Origin of the sequence: Jeotgalibaca sp. PTS2502, assembly GCF_001975685.1 — a bacterium.
Lineage (GTDB): Bacteria > Bacillota > Bacilli > Lactobacillales > Aerococcaceae > Jeotgalibaca > Jeotgalibaca arthritidis.
Genome location: NZ_CP019433.1, coordinates 1,433,971 through 1,457,844, shown reverse-complemented (window position 1 = coordinate 1,457,844; position 23,874 = coordinate 1,433,971). Strand labels below are relative to the sequence as shown.

The following is a 23,874-nucleotide window of genomic DNA, read 5'->3' as shown; positions in this document are numbered from 1 at the left end:
GTTTTCTTATAAACTTATCTTATACCAAATGAATCCACTTGGCTACTAAGACGAAAAAAACTGACCCCTAAGGATCAGTCTAACACCATCACACCAATACCAAGTAAACCAGGGCCAGTGTGAACACCAAGAACAGGTGAAATTTGGCCTTCGCAGTATACTTTGGCATCGGCAATTAAATCACTAATACTATCTTTCATTTGCAGCATTTCTTTTTCGGCAGCGCCGTGGCAAAGGGCGATATAGTAGTCTTTACTATTGCCTACTTTTTCTCTAGCTAATTCAAGCATCTTGGCAATATTTTGTTTACGACCACGGACTTTAGCAACCGTATCGTAAACGCCTTCTGGGTTACAAGAAATAATTGGTTTAATTTTTAAGGCACTACCAAGAATCCCTTCAACCTTACCAATTCGGCCGCCTTTAATTAAATACTCTAATGTTTCCAGACCGAAAAAGACAGTGGATTTGGTCACAGCTTGACGTGCTTTAGTAACCACATCCTGGAAATCTAAGCCTTTTTCTAATTGTTCAGCTGCATATAGCGCGATGAAGCCAGAACCGATACCGATATTACGCGTATCAATAACTTCGATCGTTAAGTCTTTACGATCTTCGATGACCAATGTCATGGTTTGATAGGTACCACTAAGACCACTTGATAAAATAGATGCAATAACATGCGTATAGCCGTCTGCTTTAATTTGATCAAAAAGGGCTTCAATATCGCTGCCTAATGGTAAACTGGTTTTAGGAATTTCAGTTTTAAATGAATCATAGACTTCTTGGGGTGAAATATCAACACCATCTTTATAAGAGGCATCCTTATAATTAATCATTAATGGCATGGTGTAAAACCCATACTCTTTCGTTAGGTGAGCAGGAATATCGTTACATGAATCAACTAGGATGGCTACGCGATTATTTTTCAATAGAATCGACTCCTTCTTTTTTTTGTTTATTAAATCCATTAATAGCAATAATCTTTTGTGTTAATAATTTTGATGCGAGTGACAAGGTCACCATTTTTAATGCAACATTTTCATTTCGAATTCCTTCTATGGTAAAGGAAAAATCAATGGTTCGATCAAGTTGACTAAATAAATGGTAAAAGGATTCCTCCAACTCTTTGCAAAATGAATTATAGGCTTCTTTTTCGCCTTTAATTGAAATTTGTAAAGCCATCCCTTTTTGCACATCGGTCAACGGTAACACTTGCTTTAATAAACTGATGACAATAAGCTGGGCAATATGGAGTTGAAAATATTTTTTCTTGATGGGTCGTTCAATTAAACCGAGTTTCACATAATTATTAATCATAGCGGGTGTAATAATTTTCTCGCTGCCGTCAGGAGTCAGGAAAGCGAGCTGTTCTTCAATAATGCTGAGCACTTGATCGTTGTAAACGCCAAATGTCGGCAATTCGTCCCAGCGTACAATCGACAAATTCGCTAAGTCCTTTGGCTTAGATTGTGACAAACTAACCACCTCGTTTCCTTTAAAATGCTATCTAGTTTTAATTATTAGTTTAAATGATTTTCGTTACTAGTAAAATGTAACAGTAAACGAGGAATAATTCAATTGATAAATGGTAAAGAAAATAATAAGGAGAGATAATAATGGCTTTTGTAACAGTGGAGATAAGTATGCGCCTTTTTGATAGCTTTTCTCTGAAGGATAAGCGTTCAATCGTCAAAAGTATTTTGAATAAAATGCATAATCGATACAATGCCAGTTTAGCGGAAGTAGGCTTTCAGGAAATGATTAATCAGTCTCAACTAGCGGTTGCCGTAGCGAGCTGTAGAGGCCCCCAAAAGTTAGACCAAAAATCTAACTTTTGGGGGTTTATTTTTATGGCAAAATATTCACTAGAATTTAAATTGGAAATTGTAAAACATTATCTGGGGAACTATGGTGGCTACCTAGCGGTAGCAAAGAAATATAATATACAAGAATCTATTGTAAGAAGATGGGTTAATAGCTATCAACAATTTGGAATCGAAGGACTGAAACGTAGTAAGAATCAAACTCATTACTCTGTTGATTTTAAGCTTAGTGCTGTAAAATTATATGAAACAACAGAGATGAGTTATCGAGAAGTAGCCAATTCATTAGGGATGAATAACCCTAGTTTAATTTGTAATTGGCGCACTACTATCCTCAAGAAAGGCGTCGATGGCTTATCAGAACAGAGAGGTAGGCCACCGAAAATGGGTAGACGGAAGAAAGCTGATAAGAAAGTATTTCAGGATCCAAAGAATATAACTAGAGAAGATGTAAACGTTGAGCGTCTGAGACAACTTGAAAACGAAAATCGTGATTTGAGAATCGAGAATGAATTTTTAAAGGAATTAGGGAGATTGCAGGAAGCAGAGAAACAGCAACAAAGAAACAAATAGTTCAAGCAATCTACAATCTCCATAATATTAATAAATTCAAATTAGTTGATATTTTGAGAGTAACTGGCTTTCCAAAGGCAACTTATCACTATATTAGGAAGCAATCTAAACGCCCAGACAAGGATAAAGTTTACAAAGATGCTTTACTAAAACTAAGAGAGAAAAATAAAGATTATGGGTATAAAAGACTGACTCCCGAGTTAAAAAAATTAGGTTATCACATAAATCGGAAGAAAGTATTACGCTTAATGCGTGAATTAGGCATTCTTGTAACTGCCTTCTCACACAAAAGCAGAAAGTATAAGTCTTATAAGGGGACTGTAGGGAAAGTAGCATCAAATCGTTTAAAACGACGTTTTAACACATCAGTTCCACATCAAAAAATTACGACTGATACAACTGAATTCAAATACTATTATATGGACCAGTTAGGCAACACTCAGACAGGCAGACTTTATTTAGATCCTTATATGGATTTATTCAATAGCGAAATCATCAGTTTTCAAATAACAAAACGGCCAAACGGTGAAAGTATGATGGAAGCTTTGAAGGCAGCTATAGAACGTACAAATGATTGCATATTCAGAAGAACGTTTCATTCAGACCAAGGCTGGGCTTATCAAATGAAACGGTATTCAAAAACTTTAAAAGATAATGATATCTTCCAAAGTATGTCTAGAAAAGGGAATTGTTATGACAATTCACCAATGGAAAATTTCTTTAGTATACTCAAACAAGAAATGTATTATGGTCAAACTTATCATAGTTTTGAAGAATTGGCTGAATCAATTACCACCTATATTAACTATTATAATGAAGAACGAATTAAAGAGAAACTAGGATGGCTAAGCCCCGTCCAGTATCGCAGCCAATATACTAATTCCATTGTCTTTTCATAGTTTCACATAAAGTTTCAATCTATCAAGAGTCGCTCCGCTACTACTCTTGATAGATTGAAATTTATGAGAAGTATTGTCGACAACAGGAATTAAGCCAAATTGCATGTATTAAAAAAGAGCTGACCAATCGGTCAACTCTCATAAAATTTAGTCTAACTTTTTGGGTCCACTATAAAGCTAAATTTTTAGCTTTCAACGTTTTTTATTCTCAACTTATCTAACGACTAAGACATCACAAGGTGCATGTTTGACAACATAATTAGAAACAGAACCAACTAATGCCCGTGTGATGGCACCTTTTCCTGTAGCGCCAATGACAATTAAGTCCGTTCCTAATTCTTCAGGAAATGCTTCAGCAATCAGCGATAAGGGATTACCAGTTGTGACGACCTTATCTACATTAACACCTGCATCCTTAGCAAAGGATACCATTTGATCCACAAAAGCTGTGTCTACATCGCTAAAGACATCAGGTGTGATGGCTGGCGCAAAAGGCGTTGACGCAGTAACATTTCGCGTGTCCATAATAAAAACAACAGAAAGTTTGGCTTGGTTACGTTGAGCAATAGATACAGCTTTTTTAAATGATTGCTCGGACTGCTCGGAACCATCAACAGGAACTAAAATGTTTGTATAGTTTTCTAACATTTAATCCATCTCCTTTTCATGTTTCTTTTTTATGTGCATTTTCCTATCTTTATTTTAACGCAAATTCTGGATAAATGAAAGTATTTACTTGTTTTAAATAGACAAAACCAGTGAGGACGAGGGATATCTTTCGCCATTAAGGGGAAGTTTTAGTAAACTAAAAGTCTAAATAAGGATGAGGAGTCGATTGTAATGGGCTTAATTTTAACGATAGATGAAATACATGAACATATGGAAGGTTTGGGCTTGTTAAATGAACAAACCTCAAAAAGTTTGCTCTATGGGCAAGTCATGCCTACCACTGGACAGTGGTTATTTTTTGGTAACTATGCGTTACTGGCAAAAGGGGCTTACTATGTGTTCGCTATGGAGGAAGAGCGGATTATTTTAATTCCACTAGGGAAAATGTCTGGTAAAATCAATAAAAAAGTGGATCCTATTTTTATTCCGTTTGATGAATTAGAAGAGATAAAAATAAAGGGCGGTTTAATGCACAGTGTTACCTTCTTGAGTCAAGAAAATGAGCTGACACTGAAATTCGCTAAGCATGGTCTTGGTATGAAATGGCATAAGGAAAATCTTGAGCGTACGATGGCTGATATTCACCAACTTGCGGACCGAGCAAACAACCATGGCTAATTTATTTGCTCTCGCACATAACCGTAGTATAGACTCTCAACGACTGTTACTTCGGCCAGGTTGCTTAGCGGATGCGATTGAATGGAAAGAAGAATCGAAAATGATTGGTACGATTGACATACGATCAGATTTCACCCATAAAAAGGCAGAACTCGGTTATACTTTGAACCGACACTATTGGGGAAAAGGTTATATGACAGAGGCTGCTGAGTTATTAGTGACAATAGCTTTTAATGAATTGGGGATGGAAAAAGTTCTAGCTATGCATGATTTACGTAATTCTGCTTCAGCTAGAGTCATGTTGCGTTTAGGGATGCAACATGAAGGTGTTTTAAGACACCATCAGTTCCATAAGGGTGAATTTGTTGATATGGCTATTTATGGCATTTTAAAAGATGAGTATCTGAGGAATCAACGCTTAGATTAGGAGGACGGATTAAACCGTCTTCTTTATTTTTAAGATTGCTATTTATTAGTATTTCCCTTACAATATGGGTGCATACATTTAGGAATAGTACATAGAGGATGGGTTAAGAGAGCTTTTCCATGGCTGGAAGAAAAGTCCCCGCTGCTGTATGGAACCTGCCTAGGGAGGTTACGTTGTATGGCCGGTTAGCTGCCGTTATCAAGATCAAGCAGGGCTTATAACAAGCCAACTAAGGTGGTACCGCGGAGTAAAGTATATTTCGTCCTTCATATGAGGATGAGATGTGCTTATTTTTTTTGAACAAAAAGAGGTAAGGAGTTAGGAAAATGAGTAACTTACAAAAAGAAGATTTTTCAGCATGGTATATTCAAACCATTAAACAAGCTGATTTAATGGATTATTCACCAGTTAGAGGGTGTATGATTTTCAAACCAGATGGTTACGAAATCTGGGAACACATCCAAGAGGAATTTAACGCACGCTTTAAAGAGGAAGGCATTCGTAATGCTTATTTCCCGATGTTAATTCCAGAGTCATTCTTTACAAAAGAAAAGGATCATATTGAAGGGTTTAGTCCAGAATTACCATGGGTAACAGAAGCTGCTGGTGAGAAATTAGAAGAGCGTTTGGCTTTACGACCAACATCTGAAACAATGATTGGAACGGCTTTTAGTGACTGGATTAATTCATACCGGGACTTACCATACGAAATAAACCAATGGGCTAACGTTTTCCGTTGGGAGAAAAAAACATTGCCATTCTTACGTACGTCAGAATTTTTATGGCAAGAAGGTCATACGGCTCATGAGAATGAAGAGTCAGCTCGTGAACGGACAATGAAAATGCTAGCTGTCTATAAAGACGTTATTGAGAGTGTGTTAGCTGTACCTGTTTACGAAGGACAAAAAACACCATCAGAACGTTTTGCTGGTGCTGTTGATACCTATTCAGTTGAAGCAATGATGAAAGATGGTAAGGCTGTTCAAGCTGGAACCTCTCATTATATGGGAACAAAATTTGCGGAAGCTTTTGATATTAAATACTTAAATCGTGATAATGAGCATGTTTACGCACATACAACATCATGGGGTGTGTCAACACGCTTAATCGGTGCAACGATTATGGCTCATGGAGACGAACAAGGGTTGATTTTACCACCTAAAGTGGCTGCTAAACAGGTTGTTCTTGTACCAGTTGGTCCATGGAAGAAAAAACCTGAAATTGTTGAACGCCTGGCTGCTCTATTAGCAGATTTGAAAGCAAAAGGTATTCGTGCACTGATCGATGATAGCGACAATTCACCTGGTTTCAAATTTAATGAGTGGGAATTGCGTGGTGTCCCAATGCGCATTGAATTTGGACCTCGTGACATGGAAAACAACCAAGTAATGGTTAAAATGCGCGATCTTGATGGCAAAGAAGCTATTTCTTTAGATGGCATTGTTGACTATGTGGCTGAAGCTTTAGATAGCATGCAAGTTCGTTTGTTGGAAACGGCACGCCAAAATCGTCAACAACATGAGCACACTCATATTGATACACTAGATGAGTTGAAAGCTCATATTGAAGAGAAAAAAGCTGCTGGCGAACTACCTGGTTTTGTTTTAGCAGGATGGGATGGCGAATTGGAAACTGAAGCTAAAATCAAAGAAGAAACAGGCTTCACGACTCGTAATATGCCATTTGCACCGCCAGTTGAAAAGCAAACATGTATCGTAAGCGGCAAACAAGCTAAGCATACTGTGTGGTTGGCTCGCGCCTATTAATAATTACGACTGTGTAGAGGTTGGGACTTTGGTTCCAGCCTCTTACTAATCATGAAAGAAGGAAGAAAAATGGCAGCAGAATTACAGAAAAATAGTCGCTATTGTCGAGAAACAAGAGTGATTCAAACGCATCGTGTTTTTCCTTTCCATGCGAATGCACATGGGACATTGTTTGGTGGGGAGTTGATGAAGCAATTGGATGATTGCGCGTCGATTACGGCTCAGCGTTTTAGTCGAGCAGCTATTGTAACGGCATCAGTTGACTCGTTAAACTTCTTGAAGCCACTCATGGTTGATGATTCCGTTTGTATTGAGACCTTTGTTTCTGGGGCTGGGAAATCATCGATGGAAATTTTTGCTAAAGTATTAGGCGAAAATCTGCAAACTGGCGAACGCTATTTAGCTGCAACTTGCTTTATGACCTTTGTTGCCCTACGAAATAATGACGAGATTGCTGTCCATTTGCCTAACATTTTACCAGAAACGCCAGAAGAGCAATTTATTTGTCAGGACTATGAGAACCGAAAAGCAAACCGAATGGCTATTCGCCAATCACAAGCAGAATTTGATAAGCATATTACCATCGAATTGCCTTGGTAATGATACATCTATAATAAAAAGAGAGCTTGGCAATTGCCAAGCTCTCTTTTTGTTATTCTTTTTCTGAATCCATAAAGTTGATAGTGTTACTTTTTAGAATCCGTTGTGCATTTTCTAGGTGCATATCACGCTGTGCTTTTTTTAGTTTCTCAGGTGTTACGTCTGTTCCTTCTGGATCATAAACCGTTGAGTTCAAGAGAACATCTTGGAACGCATTGCGGAAGTTTTGTAGATATGCTTCACGCAATTTTTTTTGTTCTGCTTTTTCAGCAGTAGTCAAAGTTGTTGTTTTTGCTTTTTTTGCTAATTCGTTAATTCGTGCTAATGTTTTATCCATTTAGCCACATTCCTTTCTTGCTTAAGCGTACTGAAGAGGGGTTTAGGAAAGATTCTGTTGATACCATGACAAAGCATGTTCGACTTCGTCCTTGGTCAAAGAATGGCCAGCGTTCCCCCAAAAAGTTGTTACATTACCGTTTTTGGCTTCGATTTTATTAGTTAAACCATGTGTTTCTTCAGGTGGACAAATTGGATCATTGGTTCCCGCGCCAATAAAAATAGGCAATTGATTCAATTCGACCATATCCCGATTATGAAAAGGGACCATTGGATGCAATAAAAGTGCTGCTCGATATGCATCATTAAAGAAGTATAGCATACTTGCTGCTATATTTGCACCATTTGAGTATCCAAGTGCGACTACGTTTTTGCGGTCAAATCCGTATTCAACAGCCGCCTCATTCACAAATTGGTAAAGTTCTTTTGTACGACGCTCTAAATCTTCTTCATCAAAGACACCCATGGCTAGTCGGCGGAAAAAACGATTCATGCCGTTTTCGGAAACATTTCCTCTTACACTTAGGATGCTAGCTTGAGGATTAATTGTTCTCGCAAGTGGAATCAAATCTTCTTCGGTTCCACCCGTTCCGTGTAGCAATAAGAAAACAGGTTGGGTCTTGTCATTTTCAATATATATATGATGATGTGTCATCTTGCATCCTCCTTTGACTCGGTTTTAATATCTCGGCTTCGAAGTAATTATAGCACGGATTGCTAAAAAGGTCAAAGGTGGAGAAAATGGCTAGTGCTTGTTTAATTGTAAGAAGTTTAAATTAGGAATATGGAAAAATGCTTGTAGATTGACAACTGTTCCGCCTAGCAAGGTGGCTTCTTTGCCAATGTTAGATAGTTCTAGCGGAACACTCTTAGCAAATTCACTGACCATTTTTTCTTGGATAAGCGTCAACAAAAAGGGTAACTCTTCAAATAAAGTAGCATTTAAAATGACTAATTCAGGATCAAAATGCACAATTAGATTATTCAATCCAACTGCCAAATAGCTGGCTGTTTTTATTATAAGTTCGACTTCTCGTTTTTCACCGTTTAAATAACCAGCTGCTAAATCTTTTAGGCCGAGTTCAGGGTTATTGGTCTGAAAACGGTAGCTTTCTAAAATAGCTAGCTCCGAACAATATTGCTCCATACAGCCTTCGTTACCACAGGGACACTTGATACCAAACGGTTGTATAATCATATGGCCAATTTCGCCACCTTGACCTCTATTGCCATGATAAAGCTCGCCGTTAATGAGAATACCGGCACCGATACCACTATGGATACTGATGCTAACAATATTCTGCTTCATGGTGGTGAAGGCTTTTTCACCAAGAGCACTTAGATTTGCTTCGTTTTCCAAAAAGACAGGAACATGAAGAAGTTCCTCTAATTCCTTAGTTAAATCAATGTCGTCTAAGTTCGAGTAAGGGGTAAACAGAATCTGGTTATCGTGAACAATACCGTGAACAGCTATGGTAATTCCAATCAGTTCAAAGGTTCGTTTAGAATAGTGGTGTTCAAATTTAGTGACGATCTCTTTAATACGTTCTACGACAGTTTCCTTGCACTAGGTTCACTAGATGCTAACCAAGGTGATCTGTTATTAGGTTGGGATACAGATGAGTTCCCTACAGACCTATACTCAGTAACATTAACGATGTACGAAGTGTTAGAAAATGGCGGTATCGAACCAGGTGGTATCAACTTTGATGCGAAAGTGCGTCGGACATCATTCGAAATAGAAGACTTATTCCTAGCGCATATCGCAGGTATGGATACATTCGCACGTGGCTTGAAAGCAGCAGCACGTCTGAAAGAGGATCGTTTCTTCGATAAGATTAAAGAAGAGCGCTACGCAAGCTATCAAGAAGGGATTGGGAAAGACATTATTGATGATAAAACAGATTTGAAATCATTATTTGACTATGCTTTATCAAACAAAACCGTAACCAATAAATCAGGTCATATCGAGGCGGTTAAAGCTCGTCTAAACGACTACATTTATTAATAAACAGGAGGTAGAAAAATGGGATATGTTCTTGGTCTAGACTTAGGAACAAGCTCACTAAAGGGCCTGTTAGTTAATAAAAAAGGGGACCTTGTTTACTCAACATCGGCGGATTACCCACTGATTCAACCACAAAAAGGGTATAGTGAGCAAGATCCTGAAGAGTGGTTTCAAGCAGCCACTACTGTTTTAGAAGCAACCTTAACAGCCATTCCAGATGCTAGAGACCAATTAGAAGCCATTAGCTTTTCAGGTCAGATGCATAGCTTGGTGTTACTGGATGAAGCAGATCAAGTGGTTCGCAATGCTATTTTATGGAATGATGTGAGAACCACTCTACAATGTGAACGCATCAAAGAAACATTAGGCGACAAGCTAATTCCAATTACTAAAAACAAAGCACTTGAAGGCTTTACTTTACCAAAGATTTTATGGGTTCAAGAAGAGGAAGCTGAGAACTTTAAAAAGGCCAAGACATTCTTATTGCCGAAAGACTACTTAGGCTTCCGTTTGACAGGATCCAAACAAATGGAATATTCCGATGCGGCAGGAACCTTATTGTTGGATATCAATCAAAAAGCATGGAGCCAAGACATATTAAAAGCCTTCGACTTAGCAAGTGACTTTTGTCCGAAGCTCGTTGAATCAGCAGATAAAATTGGCAACCTTACTGAGACGATTAGCCAGCAACTAGGATTAAAACAAGCTGTAGCTGTTTACGCTGGTGGTGCAGATAATGCGAGTGCAGCTCTTGGAGCTGGAATTATTTCATCTGACGTCGGTATGGTGAGTATTGGGACATCTGGTGTCTTCCTTTCTTATGAGGAGGCAGGAAAAGAATATGGCGGAGACTTGCATTATTTCTTCCATGTTTTAAAAGATGCTTACTATTCAATGGGTGTCACATTAGCAGCGGGTCATAGCTTATCTTGGTTTAAAGAGACCTTTGCTAAAGAGGAATCTTTTGAAGAATTACTAAAGGATATTCACCAAGTAGAGGCGGGATCGAATGGGTTGCTGTTTATGCCTTATATTTCAGGCGAACGGACACCTTATACAGATAGTCAAATTCGCGGAAGCTTTTTAGGAATGGATAGTGGACATAAACGCCAACATTTTGCTCGTGCGGTTTTAGAGGGGATTACGTTTTCTCTGAAGGATTCGTAACACTTGATGGAAACGCGCGCTGGCAAGACATTTGAAAAAATTGTCTCAGTGGGTGGCGGTGCTAAGAATCCCGATTGGTTACAAATGCAGGCGGATATTTTTAACGCTAAAATCGTAACCTTAAAAACAGAACAAGGACCAGGTATGGGGGCTTTGATGTTAGCGGCACTTGGACAAGGCTGGTTTGATTCAGTAGAAGATTGTGTAGCAGCTTTTGTTGAAGAAAGTCAAACTTATTATCCAAATCCCGAACAAGTTAAGCGGTATGAAGCGGTTTATGCTATTTACCAACAAGGCTATGAGGCAACGAAAACCATTAGCCATCAATTAAGTCAGTTATAAAGCTAACCACCCAGCCAGATAACGGCTGGGTAGTTTTATTGAAAGAAACACGCCAAAAATGTGGTAATATGCTAGAATAGCTAATAGACATGAATTCATTTCAAAAAAGAAAAGAGGTTTATCGGTGGAAACTAGCAAAACAATAGATCAGCTTATTTGCGATTTTGTAGCAAAAGGCGTGTCATCGCATATGATTCATCCTCTTGATACTTATTATGCGACTAATAGATTATTAAATATCTTAAAAAAAGATCATTTTGAGACTAACCTTCTGCCCTCTATCCCATTGCAGGGCTTATTGGATTTGATGGATCAGCTGGTCCAGTACGCTGTTGAAGAAGGCGTTATTGAAGATAACTCACGCAGCCGCGAAGAATTAGAAGCAGAAATCATGGATGTGGTAACGCCTGCACCTTCTGTCATTAATCGGACATTCTGGGAATCTTACCAAGAAGCACCTATGCGAGCGACTGATGAATTTTATAAATTATCAAAACGTAATGACTATATCAAAACGCGTCATATTGCGAAGAATGAACAGTTTAAAGTGGATTCGAAATATGGCTACTTTGACATTACGATCAATTTATCTAAACCTGAAAAATCAAAACAAGAAATCGAAGAGGCAAAATTATCGGTAGGTAACTATCCAGAATGTCAGCTATGTGCGACCAATGAGGGTTATAAAGGAAGAGCAGGTATTTCAGCTCGGACTAACCACCGAGTTATTCGAATTCCTATTCAAGAAGAAAATTGGGGATTCCAATACTCACCATATGCCTACTATAATGAGCATTGTATCGTTTTCTCAAAACACCATACTCCGATGGTCGTTAACAAACAGACGATTAGTAATTTATTGGAATTAGTGACGGTCTTACCACATTACTTCATGGGATCTAATGCCGGATTGCCTATTGTGGGTGGATCACTCTTAGGACATGATCATTATCAAGGGGGACGTCATCATTTTCCAATGGAAGAGGCCAAAGTATTGGAGTCTTGGGATTGGCACGCTGATTCAGAAGTTCGAGCAGAACGGTTACATTGGCCGTTATCCGTTATTCGTTTACGGGCTATTGATCCAAGCCCACTGATTAAAGCGGGAGCTGAAATTATGGAGGCTTGGTCAACTTACTCGAATGAGGCGTTAGCGATTCTTTCTGAAACTGCTGGTGAAAACCATAATGCGGTCACTTTAATTGCCCGTCGTAATGGCGAAGCCTATGAGCTAGATGTTGTTTTACGTAATAACCGTACAAATGACCAGTATCCAGATGGTATTTTCCACCCACATCAGGACGTGCAACATATTAAAAAGGAAAATATCGGCTTAATTGAAGTACTAGGAACGGCAATTTTACCGCCGCGTCTCAAGTCAGAACTAGCTGAAGTCACTCAGTTTGTTTTAGGCGAAACAGATCAAGTAGCAGATTATCATCTAGAATGGGCCAACGAACTGAAAGAAGCAGGTAATATAACGGCTGAAACAGCGACAGCTCTTATTCAAAAATCAGTCGGCAAAAAGTTCGAACGTGTTCTAGAAGACGCAGGTGTCTTCAAGCAAGATGAAACAGGGCAAACAGCCTTTGCGGAATTTGTAAACCAATTTAAATAGAAATGAGAAAGAGGACAAAACCGACTTTAATGGTTTTGTCCTCTTTTGTTGATGCGTTATGTCGAGTGGCTTAGCGAAGAAGTGTTCACTCGACAGTTTTTGAGCGAAATGTGTCGAGTGGCGAAAAAATAATGTCCCACTCGACAGTTTATCGGCGATTTATGTCGAGTGAGTCAAAAAATAGCTGCCACTCGACAGATTGGCAGCTATTCCATACAAAAAGCCTTCTGGAATACTACTTCCAGAAGGCTTTTTCTTAATAAGATTTAAATATCGTCTACACGATCATCGGCTCTACGTTGAAGCTCATCAATTTTATCGTCAGCTTTATTTTTAGCTTCACCGATTTTTTCTCTGGCTTCTCCTTTTTTCTGTTGCAGCTTACCTTCGATTTCTTTACTCTTATCATCGACTAAGTCGCCATATTCTTCCTTTACTTTACCTACAACCTTATCTTTCAACCCTTTTGCTTTATCTTCAAATCCATTTGCCATGTTAATTCCTCCTAGCTTATAGTTAAAAATAAATATAAAAGAGAAAAGTTGTGCATCTCTTACTCTATATTTTAGGTAAATATAGAAAATATGCAAACAATAACCCTTATCGCTAAAAATGAGAAAAGGGAATGATAAGAAGATTTTTAGATGTAATTACGCTATAATGTGAGTAATAAAAAGAGTGAAGCCCGACGGAACAGGCTTGGAAGGAAGAGTTTTTTGAAAATACTAGCTATTGAATCATCAAATCAAACATTAAGTGTTGCGACTATGGAGGATGGATTAGTTGTAGCAGAATATACACGAAACGGTAATCTTCAACATAGTACGCAGTTGATGCCAGCAGTTCAAGATGTGTTACAGGCTGCCAACTGGACACCACAGGACTTAGATCGTATAGCTATATCAAAAGGACCAGGCTCGTATACGGGTGTGCGGATTGGCGCAACCATTGCTAAAACACTAGCATGGACACTAGATAAGCCATTAATTCCTGTTTCCAGCTTAAAAGTATTGGCAGCTAATATTGACCATTTTGACGGCTTAGTCGTACCGATTATGGATGCGAGACGAAATAATATGTACACTGCTGCCTATGAGATTATTAACGGGCAAATTGAAGAAGAATTAGCAGAGTGTCATATCGCCAGTGAAGACTGGTTTAATCAATTAAAAGAAACCAATCAACCGATTCTTTTTGTCGGCCAAGACCTTGCGAATTACCAAGACGCTATTGAAGCGAATTTAGGTCAACAGGCTCACTTTTCTCTTAAAAAGCAGTGGTTGCCGAGCGCTGGTGTGTTAGCTAATTTAGCTATAACTGCTGAAGCAGAAGATGTTCACATCTTTACACCGGAATATTTGAAGAAGCCAGAAGCAGAAGAGACTTGGCAAAAAACTCATGAAGGATCACGAAAGGGTGATTACGTTGAAAGAATTGATTAATCAATTCCAGAGTTTTGTAGAAACCATTCAAAAGGAAATTGTGTACCCACAAAAAAGTCAGTTTTTGTCGAGTCGTGTAGACTATTTACCCGACCATTTTCTATCGAGAAACGGTACGCAACTGCGTCTAGAAATAGGCGAAAGACGTCATATTGCGGATGTCCTTTATATAGAAAAACTAGGCTATAAAGGAAAAACGCCTTGGGGCTATGCAGCCTTAGAAAATGATATTGTCAGAAACACCAAATCCCTTTATTTGATTGTTTATGAAGGCTTTGAACCGGTTGCTTTTTTAGGCGTTAGACTGGAAGACCGGGACATCCATATCACTAATGTTGCGGTTGTACCAGACTGGCAGCAGCAAGGAGTTGGTCAGCAACTCTTCCACTTTTTAAAAGAAGTAGCGCGTGAAGAAACTGTGAAATCCCTTAGTTTGGAAGTACGTGTGTCCAACAATCAAGCACAGGGGCTCTATCACAAATTGGGCTTTACGTCCGTTCGGATTAAGAAAAATTACTACCACGGTGATGGGGAAGATGCTGTGGATATGTTATTAACGTTAGACCAATGATATGAATAAGGAAGGTACAAGATGAAGGTGACAGACACTGTAGTAATCCTTAATGGAGAAAATCCAACGATCGCTCAATCGTTGTATGATGTGACGGTTGCAGCAAACAACGGCCAAACAACTTGGAAAGTGTCCTCCTTTCAAACGGAACTTTCTGATTCTAACCATCTTTACTTAGGCTATTACAAAGAGGATCGCTTAGTCGGTTATATTGGCTGTCAAATAATTCTCGATGAAATGTCGATTAATAACTTTGCAGTACACTCAGATTACAAACAACAAGGGATTGGCACAGACCTAATCAAGCAACTATTAGCTGTATGTGAAGAAAAGGAGATTCGCTTCTTTTATTTAGAAGTACGCGTCTCTAACCAAGCGGCTATCCACCTTTATAAAAAGATGGGATTTGAGGAGGTAGCCCTTCGGAAAGATTACTACCAACAACCTAAGGAAGATGCCTATATCTTTCAATTAATAAAAAAATAAACCGGCTAGTCCTAGAGGTGAAGAGAAAAAATGAAGAAACAAGATGAATTAATTTTAGCAATCGAAAGTAGCTGCGATGAAACAAGTGCGGCTGTTATCAAAAATGGTGATACCATTTTATCGAATATTGTGGCATCTCAAATAAAGAGCCACATGCGGTTCGGTGGAGTTGTACCTGAAGTAGCTAGCCGCCACCACGTTGAACAAATCACACAAATTATTGAAGCAGCATTGGAAAAAGCAGAACTTGAAATGGCTGATATGGATGCCGTTGCTGTCACAGAAGGACCAGGATTAGTAGGGTCTTTATTAATTGGTGTTAGCGCAGCTAAGGCATTAGCTTTTGCTCATGGGAAGCCATTAATTGCAACCAACCATATGGCTGGCCATATCTACGCTAATCAGCTAGTTCAACCCTTACAGTTTCCATTACTATCACTAGTTGTCAGTGGTGGTCATACGGAATTGATTTATATGCCTGAAGATAGTGTGTTTGAAATTATTGGTGAAACACGAGATGATGCAGCAGGTGAAGCTTACGATAAAATTGGACGTGTGCTTGGCTTACCGTACCCAGGTGGAAAGGTGATGGATGAGATGGCACACCAGGGCGAAGACACATACGATTTTCCACGTGCCATGATCCATGAAGATAACTATGATTTCAGTTTTTCAGGCTTGAAGAGTGCGGTTATCAACACCATTCATAATGCTAGACAGAAGGGCGATGACATCGATCCTCACAACATTGCCACTAGTTTTCAAGCAGCAGTAGTGGATGTGCTAGTTGCGAAAACCATTCGCGCTGCTAAAGAAAACCCGATTAAGCAACTCTTGCTAGCAGGTGGGGTTGCAGCTAACAAGGGACTTCGTGAAGCCCTCACTCAAGCTGTTGCAAAAGAATTGCCTGATGTGGAACTTCTTATCCCACCATTGTCATTATGTGGTGATAATGCTGCTATGATTGGTGCGGCTGCGCATCACCAATACATCAATGAATCATTTGCAGAGCTTAGTCTAAATGCGCGACCAGGTCTTGCTTTATAAGCGTCTTTCCTTATTAATCATTCAGCCAAAATGGCTGTTCGAAAATAAAGAGAATAGGTGATCAAGATGAAAGTAACGAACAAAACGATTGTCGTAACAGGTGCCGGTGCCGGAATGGGACGTGAAATTGTCTTAGAAATTTTAAGGCGAGGAGGCCGTGTTGCCGCAGTCGATATCAATCAAGCGAGTTTAGAACAAACCAAGCAATTAGCTGGTGAAAAGGCTAAAGATGTCTCACTCCATGTGATGGATATTAGAGACCAAGCGGCTATTGAAGCTTTGCCACAAACTGTGATCCAGCATCACGGTTCCATTGATGGTGTGATTAATAATGCCGGTGTTATTCAGCCTTTTATCCCAGTTTCAGAGTTAGACATGGATAAGGTTCGTTTCGTAATGGATGTTAATTTTTACGGGACGCTTTATTTTGTAAAAAGCTTGCTGCCTTATTTTGAACAAGCGCCAGAAGCGCATATTGTTAATGTATCGAGTATGGGTGGCTTTCTCCCTGTGCCGGGGCAATCTGTGTATGGTGCCTCTAAAGCAGCCGTTAAATTATTAACAGAAGGCTTACATTCAGAGCTGAAGGATAGCCATATCCATGTGAGCGTTGTGTTTCCGGGCGCTATTAAAACAGATATTATGACCAATTCGAAAGTTGATCGTGGTCCAAGTGCCGGTGACAATGAGAAGGTGACTGACAAGATTACAACAGCACCTGCAGCAGCTAAAATGATTGTTGATGGTATGGAGGCAAATAAATACCGGATATTTGTTGGGAATGACTCCAAATTAATGGACTTGCTTTATCGCATCATGCCTAAAAGGGCAGCAGCTATTATCGCAGAGAAATTGAAATAGTAAAAAGAGCCGTCGACGACGGCTCTTCTTTTGTGAGTGTTTGTAGGAGATACAGCAACAATAAATGCGCTGTATCGTACATATTGAGTTTTAAATGCCAGATACAGCTTTCTTTTTAGCTCTGTAAGTTACATTTGGGTCTTCAAATGTAAGATACAGCAAGATTTTATAGCTTGTATCGTGCAAATCGTACAAAAGAAGGTCCTCACTCAGTGAGAACCTCCTGTTGTCTTATAGATTTTCTAATTCTAGTGTTAATGATTCCCATTCGTGCAGCAAGTGATCTTGTTTTTCTTGCTGTGCGAGTAGTTGGTCATGTAAGTCTTGTACCTTTTCATGGTCACCAAATACTTCGGGAAGGGTAAGGGCTGTTTCGATTTCCTCAATAGCCACTTCTAATGCTTCTAGTTCTGACTCAGTACTTTCGATGACGCGCGATAGTTTGCGTTCCAACTTAGCCCGTTCTTTATTGGATTGGTAATCTTTTTTCTTCGTATCGGTTTGAGTAGTCGTTGCTAACTCTGCTGCTGCTTCATCGAGAAGCAGTTGGGCGAGCGCAGCTTCTTCTTGTTTCTTCTCGACGTAATAATCGTAATCGCCTAAATAGAGCTTACTACCATCTTCAGATAATTCTAAAATACTCGTTGCAATCCGGTTAATGAAGTAGCGGTCATGCGATACGAATAATAGGGTACCATCGTATTCAATCAAGGCATTTTCCAATACTTCTTTACTGTCGATGTCCAAGTGGTTGGTTGGCTCATCTAGCATCAAAACATTATTCTTTTCCAAGGCTAACTTACACAAAGATAGTCGAGCTCGTTCGCCTCCGCTTAGAGAATAAATGGTTTTGTCAACATCTTCACCGCTAAAGAGGAAGCTTCCTAAAATACTCCTAATTGCTGTTTCATTCATAGTTGGATGCAGATCCCAAATTTCAGAAAGAACGGTTTTATTTTCCGTTAAGTTTTTTTGTTCTTGGTCATAATAGCCGATTTCTAAGTTAGACCCATAATGGATGTCTCCTTTGATAAGTGGTAGTTCCTTGTTAATACTTTTAAGGAGAGTTGACTTACCAATCCCATTTGGTCCGACAATTCCAATGGCTTGATGTTTGCGCAAGTCCATATGAATAGGGGCAGAGAGAATCGTGCTATCATAGCCAATGGCGCCATTTTCTAGAATCATGACGACATTGCCGCTTTCCTTTTCAATGTCAAACGAAAAGCGAGCAGATTTCTCGTCACCTTTTGGTTTTTCGAGTCGAGTCATTTTATCAAGGCGCTTGCGTCGGCTCTGTGCCATTTTAGTAGTTGATGCACGAACTAAATTACGAGCAATATAGTCTTCTAATTTAGCAATTTCGCCTTGTTGTTTTTCGAATTGTTTCATTTCTTGCTCTAATCGGGCTGCTTTTTCTTTTAAGTAAAAGGAATAGTTGCCTTTGTAATAATGGATGCGATTGCGGCTAATTTCATAGACACTGGTAGCGACTTTATCTAAAAAGTAACGGTCATGAGATACGATAAGCAAGGTGCCACGATAAGCGATTAGGTAGTTTTCTAACCAAGCTAATGTATCAATGTCCAAATGGTTAGTTGGCTCGTCCAAAATAAGTAAATCATTTTTTTCGAGTAGGATTTTTGCAAGTGCTAAGCGTGTCTTTTGACCGCCGGAGAGTTGCGAAACAGGTCGTTGGTGGTCTTCCTCGTAAAAACGGAAGCCATGTAGAACGGAACGGATTTCTGACTCGTAGCCGTAAGCATTTTTTTCTTGGATTTCTTGCTGCAAACTATCATAACGTTTTAGAGCAGCTTCAAAGGCTATAGTGTCTTGCATCAACGTTTCATCGGTTAAGGCATGGGCTGCTTCTTCAGCTTCTTTCGTTAGTTTAATAATGGGTTCGAAGACCGACAGCATTTCTTCCCAAATAGTGTTGTCGGAATCAACTGTACTGTATTGGTCTAAGTAACCAATATGGAGATCTTTTTTCTTGGCAATCTTGCCTTCGTCGGTGGGTTCAAAACCAGCTAGTATTTTTAATAAAGTCGATTTACCAGCACCGTTACGGCCGACCAAGGCAATTCTCTCTTGGTCTTGAATGGTAATTTGAATATTTTCAAATAGGACTGCTGAACCGAAGTGACGCGCAAGATTTTGGCCTTGCAATAATATCATAGGTGTATCCTCTTTCTCTATATAATGGTCGTTAAATTGTCAAATAAGAACATGCCATTTCATTTTATCATAGAATTTTAACAAGAGATAGGAACATTAATTGAAAAGCCAATGATTGTGAATAATGTCGCTACTTTTATTTAAAGCTTATGAAAATAAGGGAAACAAAGAATTTTTTTCACAAAAAGATACAAATTAGAGAAAAATACTAGATATTTCACAATGTGGTGCTATAATGTCATTATGTATTAGATTGCTAAGATTATGTGATTATTCTTTTTTATATAGATTTAAAACGTTATGCTGAAAGGGAGCGTTGTAATGTCAACAGAAATACCAAGAGCAACTGCCAGACGGTTGCCAATTTATCACCGTTATTTGAGATATCTGCATAACGCAGGAAAAGCAAGAATTTCATCAAATGAATTAAGTGAAGCTGTCAAGGTGGACAGTGCGACTATCCGTCGTGACTTCTCTTATTTCGGTGCTTTAGGAAAAAGAGGATACGGTTATGATGTGGAGTACCTACTTGATTTCTTCAGCAAAACATTAAATCAAGACCGATTAACAAACGTTGCTCTTATCGGAGTAGGTAATTTAGGTCATGCTTTATTAAATTACAACTTCCACTTGAGCAATAATGTGCGCATCAGTTGTGCTTTTGATGTGAACGAAGAAATTGTTGGCAAAATCGTTAGTGGTGTTCCTGTTTATGATATGTCTGAAATGATTGAACAACTACGCATCCAACAAATCGATGTTGCCATTTTAACAGTCCCTCAAAATGTTGCTCAAAAAGCGACTAATGATTTAACTGAGGCTGGTGTAAAAGGTATCATGAACTTTACTCCGATTCGATTATCAGTTCCAGATGATGTTCGTATTCAAAATGTTGACTTAACGAATGAATTGCAAACATTGATTTATTTCTTAGATAATAATATTTCCTAAATAAAAAACAGTTAAGCCGCGGCTTAACTGTTTTTTATTTAGGATCGATATTTTCCTTGATTTTAAAATACGTATCAAGCATTCTAACGCCGTTAACAATATTATTTGTAGCGAATAGAATACTTAGAATAGCTAAAAAGCCCCAGCCTGATGTGTTGACACTATCAACGGCAAAGTAGACAAATAGCAAACCAAAAACAAATTTCATACCGATTTGGATGAGAATATCTTTTAAAGTCATGAGATTCCTTTCTAAACAAACATAAATAATAAGCGGTTATTGAAACAGCTCAGGGAAATAAAGAGGTAAGCTGGCATAAGCATTCATTAAAGCATGTGCCATGATAGGGGTAAAGATATTATTGGTTTTAAAGTATAAATAGCAAAACCATAATCCTAAAGACCCGTAAACAAGCATATGCCCATCAAAGTGGATAAAGGCGAACAACAATGAGCTGATGACAGCTGATCCGACAATTCCGACACTTGATGAAGAGAGTTGGGCAAAAATCGCTTTTCTAAAGACAAATTCTTCCATGATTGGTGCAAATAAAACAATCATAAAAATTAAGAAAGGATAGTCACTAGCGGTGTCTAACAAGGTTTGTGTATTGACCGATTCAGAAGAGACGTTAAAGACAGCCATTTCAATTAGAGACGTTACAATTTGAAGTACAATTGAGCCGACAAATCCAATTAATCCCCATAACACAATCTTTTTGGTAGGTGCAGATGGTTTATCCGTTAGTTCTGTTGAAGGAGTCCATTCCTTAGTTCGGTTGAGTAAAATCATCCCCATTGTTCCTAAAAAGGCAAATAAAATGGTTAAATTCAAACTCATTTCAATTTGACGATTTTCTGGGAATAAAAACATTAAGGGAAGGGGTAATAGCTGAGCAGCGATGTAAACAAAAATAATTTTAGTCGCTGTAGAAAGTTTCTTTTTCATAAATCTTACCTTTCTGTTAAGGTTAAAAAGCAAGGATGCTTTTTCTTCAATAACGTGAAGTTTAAAGTCTATATGAAAGTATATCACAATTTTAAAAAAAAATAATAGTTTTGTCTTGCATTCACTAGTAGATTTGATTAATATAGAGTCATAGATTAGCACTCTTTGGGTGAGAGTGCTAATTCAAATGATAGATTATGGAGGGATATTTGTGTTAAAACCATTAGGAAACCGCGTTATCATTGAAGTTGCTCAAGAAGAGGAGCAAACAGTCGGAGGGCTGGTGTTACCATCTTCAGCACAAGAAAAATCACAAACGGGTATTGTGATTGCAACGGGCGAAGGAAGAGTAACTGACAACGGTACAAAGATTGACATGGTTGTTAAAGAAGGGGACCGTGTTCTTTTTGAGAAATATTCCGGTACCGAAATTAAATACCAAGGCAAAGATTATCTCGTTATTAAAGAAACAGATGTCGTTGCAATTATTGACTAATTAAATTGATGAGGTGAATAGAATAATGGCTAAAGATATTAAATTTTCTGAAGACGCTCGTGCAGCCTTACTAAGAGGCGTTGATATACTGGCAAATACAGTAAAAGTAACACTTGGACCAAAAGGACGTAACGTTGTTTTAGAGAAAGCATACGGTTCGCCGCTAATTACAAATGATGGTGTTACCATTGCTAAAGAAGTTGAATTAGAAGACCACTTTGAAAATATGGGTGCTAAACTTGTTTCTGAAGTTGCCTCTAAAACAAATGATATTGCTGGAGATGGAACAACAACAGCAACTGTATTAACGCAAGCCATCGTGCGCGAAGGATTGAAAAACGTGACTGCCGGCGCAAACCCAGTTGGTATTCGTCGTGGTATTGAATTAGCAACAAAAGAAGCTGTTGCTGGACTAGCAGAAATTTCTCAAACGGTTAACTCAAAAGAATCAATTGCTCAAGTAGCTGCTGTTTCTTCAGGTTCTCGTGAAGTAGGGGAATTAATTGCTGAAGCAATGGAAAGAGTAGGTAACGACGGCGTTATCACTATCGAAGAGTCAAAAGGAATTGAAACAGAATTAGATGTTGTTGAAGGTATGCAATTTGATCGTGGATACTTGTCACAATACATGGTAACTGACAACGATAAGATGGAAGCAGAACTTGAAAATCCATTTATTCTTATTACTGATCGTAAAATTTCTAACATTCAAGATGTTTTGCCTTTGTTAGAAGAAATTTTAAAAATTGGTCGTCCATTATTAATTATTGCAGACGATGTAGACGGCGAAGCATTACCAACATTAGTATTGAACAAATTACGTGGAACATTCAATGTTGCTGCTGTTAAGGCACCAGGATTTGGTGACCGTCGTAAAGAAATGCTACAAGATATTGCTGTATTAACAGGTGGGACAGTGATTGCTGAAGACCTAGGACTAGAGTTGAAAGATTCAACAATCGAACACTTAGGACATGCAAGCAAAGTTGTCATCACAAAAGATAATACAACAATCGTTGAAGGAGCAGGGGACAAAACTGCAATCGCACAACGCATTGCTCACATTCGCGCCCAAGCAGCAGAAACAACATCAGATTTTGATCGTGAAAAACTACAAGAACGCTTAGCTAAATTAGCAGGTGGGGTAGGGGTTATTAAAGTCGGTGCTGCTACAGAAACAGAATTAAAAGAACGTAAATTGCGTATTGAAGATGCACTTAATGCAACTCGTGCAGCAGTTGAAGAAGGCATTGTAGCTGGTGGTGGTACAGCGCTTGTCAATGTTCAAGCTCGCTTAAGTGCGCTTGAACTAACTGGAGATGAAGCGACTGGTGTTCGTATCGTGGCTCGCGCTTTGGAAGAACCAGTTAGACAAATTGCTGAAAATGCTGGACTAGAAGGTTCTGTTATCGCTGCAAGAATTAAAGGTGAAGAACAAGGCATGGGTTACAACGCAGCAACTGATGAATGGGTAAACATGATTGAAGCTGGAATCGTTGACCCAGCTAAAGTTGTTCGCTCTGCTTTACAAAATGCAGCAAGTGTTGCCGGACTAATCCTTTCAACTGAAAGTGTTGTCGCAGACAAACCTGCTCCAGAAATGCCAGCACCTGGAATGGATCCAGGCATGGGTATGATGTAAGACAAACAAAAAGAGAATGGGCATGCCCATTCTCTTTTTTTGTTGTGTTTTTCGAAAACCCCTGGCTACGCCGGGGGTTCCAAAGAGCTTCAAGCGTGGGGCAAAAAAAACCTCCTTTTATGCTAGAATATGGCTGGTTTCCCGACCGGCACATTCACAATAAAAGGAGGTCGTCCCATGCAGGACAAGAATAGTTTAGCACACAGCAAATGGAGATGTAAGTATCACATTGTTTTTGCCTCAAAATATAGAAGACAAATCATTTATGGAAAGTACCGCCAAAGCATCGGTCAGATTATTCGCGAACTTTGCGAGCGAAAAGCTATGGAAGAAAAAAGTTATTTAATGAATAGAATGAAAAAGCTGTCTGAAGAGGCAGCTTTTTTTGTGTGAAAAAAGTTA

24 protein-coding genes and 4 pseudogenes are annotated in these 23,874 nt (G+C 38.8%); 18 read left to right on the top strand and 10 right to left on the bottom strand.

The features are described 5' to 3' along the window. Nucleotides 1–74: 74 nt before the first annotated feature. Nucleotides 75–932, bottom strand: a complete 858-nt coding sequence (locus tag BW721_RS07120) for a DegV family protein (protein WP_156892209.1) — start codon at nucleotides 930–932, stop codon at nucleotides 75–77. Continuing rightward, nucleotides 922–1,479 (bottom strand): DUF1836 domain-containing protein, encoded by a 558-nt coding sequence (locus BW721_RS07115; protein ID WP_198031328.1) that lies wholly within the window; start codon nucleotides 1,477–1,479, stop codon nucleotides 922–924. The genes BW721_RS07120 and BW721_RS07115 overlap by 11 nt, the downstream gene beginning before the upstream one ends. Before the next feature lie 140 nt (nucleotides 1,480–1,619). Here BW721_RS07115 and BW721_RS12070 point away from each other — a divergent pair. Continuing rightward, nucleotides 1,620–1,742: pseudogene (locus BW721_RS12070) on the top strand (DUF503 family protein); the annotation flags it as partial. A gap of 111 nt (nucleotides 1,743–1,853) precedes the next feature. Further along, nucleotides 1,854–3,298, top strand: a protein-coding gene (locus BW721_RS11630; RefSeq protein WP_442905233.1) for an IS3 family transposase whose coding sequence is annotated in 2 segments (ribosomal slippage) — nucleotides 1,854–2,396 and nucleotides 2,399–3,298 — 1,443 coding nt in all. Because the reading frame shifts where the segments join, the coding sequence is not laid out codon by codon here. A gap of 213 nt (nucleotides 3,299–3,511) precedes the next feature. Here BW721_RS11630 and BW721_RS07095 read toward each other — a convergent pair. Continuing rightward, entirely contained in the window at nucleotides 3,512–3,946 is a 435-nt protein-coding gene (locus tag BW721_RS07095) for a universal stress protein (RefSeq protein ID WP_076767447.1), read from the bottom strand. A gap of 192 nt (nucleotides 3,947–4,138) precedes the next feature. Here BW721_RS07095 and BW721_RS07090 point away from each other — a divergent pair, with 192 nt between their 5' ends. From BW721_RS07090 to BW721_RS07075, 4 genes are all read left to right on the top strand, one after another. Continuing rightward, complete coding sequence (locus tag BW721_RS07090; protein ID WP_076767446.1) at nucleotides 4,139–4,585, top strand: hypothetical protein; 447 nt, start codon at nucleotides 4,139–4,141, stop codon at nucleotides 4,583–4,585. Next, nucleotides 4,578–5,012 carry a GNAT family N-acetyltransferase gene (locus BW721_RS07085; RefSeq protein WP_076767444.1) on the top strand — a complete coding sequence of 145 codons (435 nt, stop codon included), beginning with the start codon at nucleotides 4,578–4,580 and terminating at the stop codon, nucleotides 5,010–5,012. Before BW721_RS07090 ends, BW721_RS07085 begins: the two co-directional genes overlap by 8 nt. 326 nt (nucleotides 5,013–5,338) lie before the next feature. Beyond that, the gene (gene proS / locus BW721_RS07080; protein WP_076767442.1) at nucleotides 5,339–6,778 is read left to right on the top strand and encodes a proline--tRNA ligase; all 1,440 of its coding nucleotides are present in this window, start codon (nucleotides 5,339–5,341) and stop codon (nucleotides 6,776–6,778) included. Between the two features lie 69 nt (nucleotides 6,779–6,847). Continuing rightward, the gene (locus BW721_RS07075; RefSeq protein ID WP_076767440.1) at nucleotides 6,848–7,378 is read left to right on the top strand and encodes an acyl-CoA thioesterase; all 531 of its coding nucleotides are present in this window, start codon (nucleotides 6,848–6,850) and stop codon (nucleotides 7,376–7,378) included. A 52-nt stretch (nucleotides 7,379–7,430) separates the two neighbouring features. On the opposite strand, the gene BW721_RS07070 is transcribed toward BW721_RS07075, so the two are convergent. The 3 genes from BW721_RS07070 to BW721_RS07060 all read right to left on the bottom strand — a co-directional run bounded on the left by BW721_RS07070 (nucleotide 7,431) and on the right by BW721_RS07060 (nucleotide 9,248). After that, nucleotides 7,431–7,715, bottom strand: a complete 285-nt coding sequence (locus BW721_RS07070) for a DUF896 domain-containing protein (protein ID WP_076767438.1) — start codon at nucleotides 7,713–7,715, stop codon at nucleotides 7,431–7,433. Nucleotides 7,716–7,757: 42 nt separating this feature from the next. After that, on the bottom strand, nucleotides 7,758–8,369 hold the full coding sequence (locus tag BW721_RS07065; RefSeq protein ID WP_076767436.1) for an alpha/beta hydrolase: 612 nt from the start codon (nucleotides 8,367–8,369) through the stop codon (nucleotides 7,758–7,760). A gap of 90 nt (nucleotides 8,370–8,459) precedes the next feature. After that, nucleotides 8,460–9,248, bottom strand: a complete 789-nt coding sequence (locus tag BW721_RS07060; RefSeq protein WP_232222974.1) for an ROK family protein — start codon at nucleotides 9,246–9,248, stop codon at nucleotides 8,460–8,462. A 21-nt stretch (nucleotides 9,249–9,269) separates the two neighbouring features. Here BW721_RS07060 and BW721_RS07055 point away from each other — a divergent pair. The 3 genes and pseudogenes from BW721_RS07055 to BW721_RS07045 form a co-directional block, all read left to right on the top strand. Then, a pseudogene (locus BW721_RS07055) lies at nucleotides 9,270–9,722 on the top strand (xylose isomerase); the annotation flags it as partial. Nucleotides 9,723–9,740: 18 nt separating this feature from the next. Further along, nucleotides 9,741–11,231 (top strand): annotated as a pseudogene (gene xylB, locus BW721_RS07050) (xylulokinase). Between the two features lie 190 nt (nucleotides 11,232–11,421). Continuing rightward, a complete protein-coding gene (locus BW721_RS07045; RefSeq protein WP_083686913.1) occupies nucleotides 11,422–12,849 on the top strand; it encodes a UDP-glucose--hexose-1-phosphate uridylyltransferase in 1,428 nt (475 codons plus the stop codon). 266 nt (nucleotides 12,850–13,115) lie between these two features. Here BW721_RS07045 and BW721_RS07040 read toward each other — a convergent pair whose 3' ends face one another. Continuing rightward, entirely contained in the window at nucleotides 13,116–13,343 is a 228-nt protein-coding gene (locus BW721_RS07040; RefSeq protein WP_076767431.1) for a CsbD family protein, read from the bottom strand. Between the two features lie 222 nt (nucleotides 13,344–13,565). Between BW721_RS07040 and tsaB the strand changes: the two genes are divergently transcribed. From tsaB to BW721_RS07015, 5 genes are all read left to right on the top strand, one after another. Then, the gene (gene tsaB, locus BW721_RS07035) at nucleotides 13,566–14,291 is read left to right on the top strand and encodes a tRNA (adenosine(37)-N6)-threonylcarbamoyltransferase complex dimerization subunit type 1 TsaB (RefSeq protein WP_076767429.1); all 726 of its coding nucleotides are present in this window, start codon (nucleotides 13,566–13,568) and stop codon (nucleotides 14,289–14,291) included. Continuing rightward, nucleotides 14,275–14,862 carry a ribosomal protein S18-alanine N-acetyltransferase gene (rimI, locus tag BW721_RS07030; RefSeq protein ID WP_198031327.1) on the top strand — a complete coding sequence of 196 codons (588 nt, stop codon included), beginning with the start codon at nucleotides 14,275–14,277 and terminating at the stop codon, nucleotides 14,860–14,862. The genes tsaB and rimI (BW721_RS07030) overlap by 17 nt, the downstream gene beginning before the upstream one ends. Nucleotides 14,863–14,883: 21 nt before the next feature. Then, a complete protein-coding gene (gene rimI, locus BW721_RS07025; protein ID WP_076767427.1) occupies nucleotides 14,884–15,348 on the top strand; it encodes a ribosomal protein S18-alanine N-acetyltransferase in 465 nt (154 codons plus the stop codon). Between the two features lie 30 nt (nucleotides 15,349–15,378). Further along, nucleotides 15,379–16,395 (top strand): tRNA (adenosine(37)-N6)-threonylcarbamoyltransferase complex transferase subunit TsaD, encoded by a 1,017-nt coding sequence (tsaD, locus tag BW721_RS07020; RefSeq protein ID WP_076767426.1) that lies wholly within the window; start codon nucleotides 15,379–15,381, stop codon nucleotides 16,393–16,395. Nucleotides 16,396–16,461: 66 nt separating this feature from the next. Continuing rightward, nucleotides 16,462–17,256 carry an SDR family NAD(P)-dependent oxidoreductase gene (locus BW721_RS07015; protein WP_076767424.1) on the top strand — a complete coding sequence of 265 codons (795 nt, stop codon included), beginning with the start codon at nucleotides 16,462–16,464 and terminating at the stop codon, nucleotides 17,254–17,256. 231 nt (nucleotides 17,257–17,487) lie between these two features. Here the strand turns inward: BW721_RS07015 and BW721_RS07010 are convergent, their stop codons facing one another. Further along, complete coding sequence (locus BW721_RS07010; protein WP_076767422.1) at nucleotides 17,488–19,434, bottom strand: ABC-F family ATP-binding cassette domain-containing protein; 1,947 nt, start codon at nucleotides 19,432–19,434, stop codon at nucleotides 17,488–17,490. 321 nt (nucleotides 19,435–19,755) lie between these two features. On the opposite strand from BW721_RS07010, the gene BW721_RS07005 reads away from it, so the two are divergent. Then, nucleotides 19,756–20,385: a redox-sensing transcriptional repressor Rex gene (locus BW721_RS07005; protein WP_076767421.1), complete on the top strand. Its 630-nt coding sequence runs from the start codon at nucleotides 19,756–19,758 to the stop codon at nucleotides 20,383–20,385. Between the two features lie 34 nt (nucleotides 20,386–20,419). On the opposite strand, the gene BW721_RS07000 is transcribed toward BW721_RS07005, so the two are convergent. Beyond that, nucleotides 20,420–20,626, bottom strand: coding sequence for a YdiK family protein (locus tag BW721_RS07000; RefSeq protein WP_076767419.1), 207 nt, complete (start codon nucleotides 20,624–20,626; stop codon nucleotides 20,420–20,422). Between the two features lie 36 nt (nucleotides 20,627–20,662). Next, on the bottom strand, nucleotides 20,663–21,334 hold the full coding sequence (locus BW721_RS06995; RefSeq protein ID WP_076767418.1) for a CPBP family intramembrane glutamic endopeptidase: 672 nt from the start codon (nucleotides 21,332–21,334) through the stop codon (nucleotides 20,663–20,665). Between the two features lie 211 nt (nucleotides 21,335–21,545). Between BW721_RS06995 and groES the strand changes: the two genes are divergently transcribed. The 3 genes and pseudogenes from groES to BW721_RS06980 all read left to right on the top strand — a co-directional run. Continuing rightward, nucleotides 21,546–21,830, top strand: coding sequence for a co-chaperone GroES (gene groES, locus BW721_RS06990; protein WP_076767416.1), 285 nt, complete (start codon nucleotides 21,546–21,548; stop codon nucleotides 21,828–21,830). Between the two features lie 25 nt (nucleotides 21,831–21,855). Then, the gene (gene groL, locus BW721_RS06985) at nucleotides 21,856–23,472 is read left to right on the top strand and encodes a chaperonin GroEL (protein WP_076767414.1); all 1,617 of its coding nucleotides are present in this window, start codon (nucleotides 21,856–21,858) and stop codon (nucleotides 23,470–23,472) included. Nucleotides 23,473–23,649: 177 nt separating this feature from the next. Continuing rightward, nucleotides 23,650–23,802, top strand: a pseudogene (locus BW721_RS06980) (transposase); the annotation flags it as partial. Between the last annotated feature and the right edge of the window lie 72 nt (nucleotides 23,803–23,874).

Bases quoted from the DNA above. Each gene is read 5' to 3' on its own strand.
- BW721_RS07045 (WP_083686913.1), top strand. From the start codon at position 11,422: ATGATTCATCCTCTTGATACTTATTATGCGACTAATAGATTATTAAAT.
- BW721_RS07095 (WP_076767447.1), bottom strand. From the start codon at position 3,946: ATGTTAGAAAACTATACAAACATTTTAGTTCCTGTTGATGGTTCCGAG.
- BW721_RS07070 (WP_076767438.1), bottom strand. From the start codon at position 7,715: ATGGATAAAACATTAGCACGAATTAACGAATTAGCAAAAAAAGCAAAA.
- BW721_RS07040 (WP_076767431.1), bottom strand. From the start codon at position 13,343: ATGGCAAATGGATTTGAAGATAAAGCAAAAGGGTTGAAAGATAAGGTT.
- BW721_RS07075 (WP_076767440.1), top strand. From the start codon at position 6,848: ATGGCAGCAGAATTACAGAAAAATAGTCGCTATTGTCGAGAAACAAGA.
- BW721_RS07090 (WP_076767446.1), top strand. From the start codon at position 4,139: ATGGGCTTAATTTTAACGATAGATGAAATACATGAACATATGGAAGGT.
- groL (WP_076767414.1), top strand. From the start codon at position 21,856: ATGGCTAAAGATATTAAATTTTCTGAAGACGCTCGTGCAGCCTTACTA.
- BW721_RS07010 (WP_076767422.1), bottom strand. From the start codon at position 19,434: ATGATATTATTGCAAGGCCAAAATCTTGCGCGTCACTTCGGTTCAGCA.
- BW721_RS07000 (WP_076767419.1), bottom strand. From the start codon at position 20,626: ATGACTTTAAAAGATATTCTCATCCAAATCGGTATGAAATTTGTTTTT.
- tsaD (WP_076767426.1), top strand. From the start codon at position 15,379: ATGAAGAAACAAGATGAATTAATTTTAGCAATCGAAAGTAGCTGCGAT.
- BW721_RS06995 (WP_076767418.1), bottom strand. From the start codon at position 21,334: ATGAAAAAGAAACTTTCTACAGCGACTAAAATTATTTTTGTTTACATC.
- BW721_RS07015 (WP_076767424.1), top strand. From the start codon at position 16,462: ATGAAAGTAACGAACAAAACGATTGTCGTAACAGGTGCCGGTGCCGGA.
- BW721_RS07005 (WP_076767421.1), top strand. From the start codon at position 19,756: ATGTCAACAGAAATACCAAGAGCAACTGCCAGACGGTTGCCAATTTAT.
- BW721_RS07065 (WP_076767436.1), bottom strand. From the start codon at position 8,369: ATGACACATCATCATATATATATTGAAAATGACAAGACCCAACCTGTT.
- rimI (WP_076767427.1), top strand. From the start codon at position 14,884: ATGAAGGTGACAGACACTGTAGTAATCCTTAATGGAGAAAATCCAACG.
- BW721_RS07085 (WP_076767444.1), top strand. From the start codon at position 4,578: ATGGCTAATTTATTTGCTCTCGCACATAACCGTAGTATAGACTCTCAA.
- proS (WP_076767442.1), top strand. From the start codon at position 5,339: ATGAGTAACTTACAAAAAGAAGATTTTTCAGCATGGTATATTCAAACC.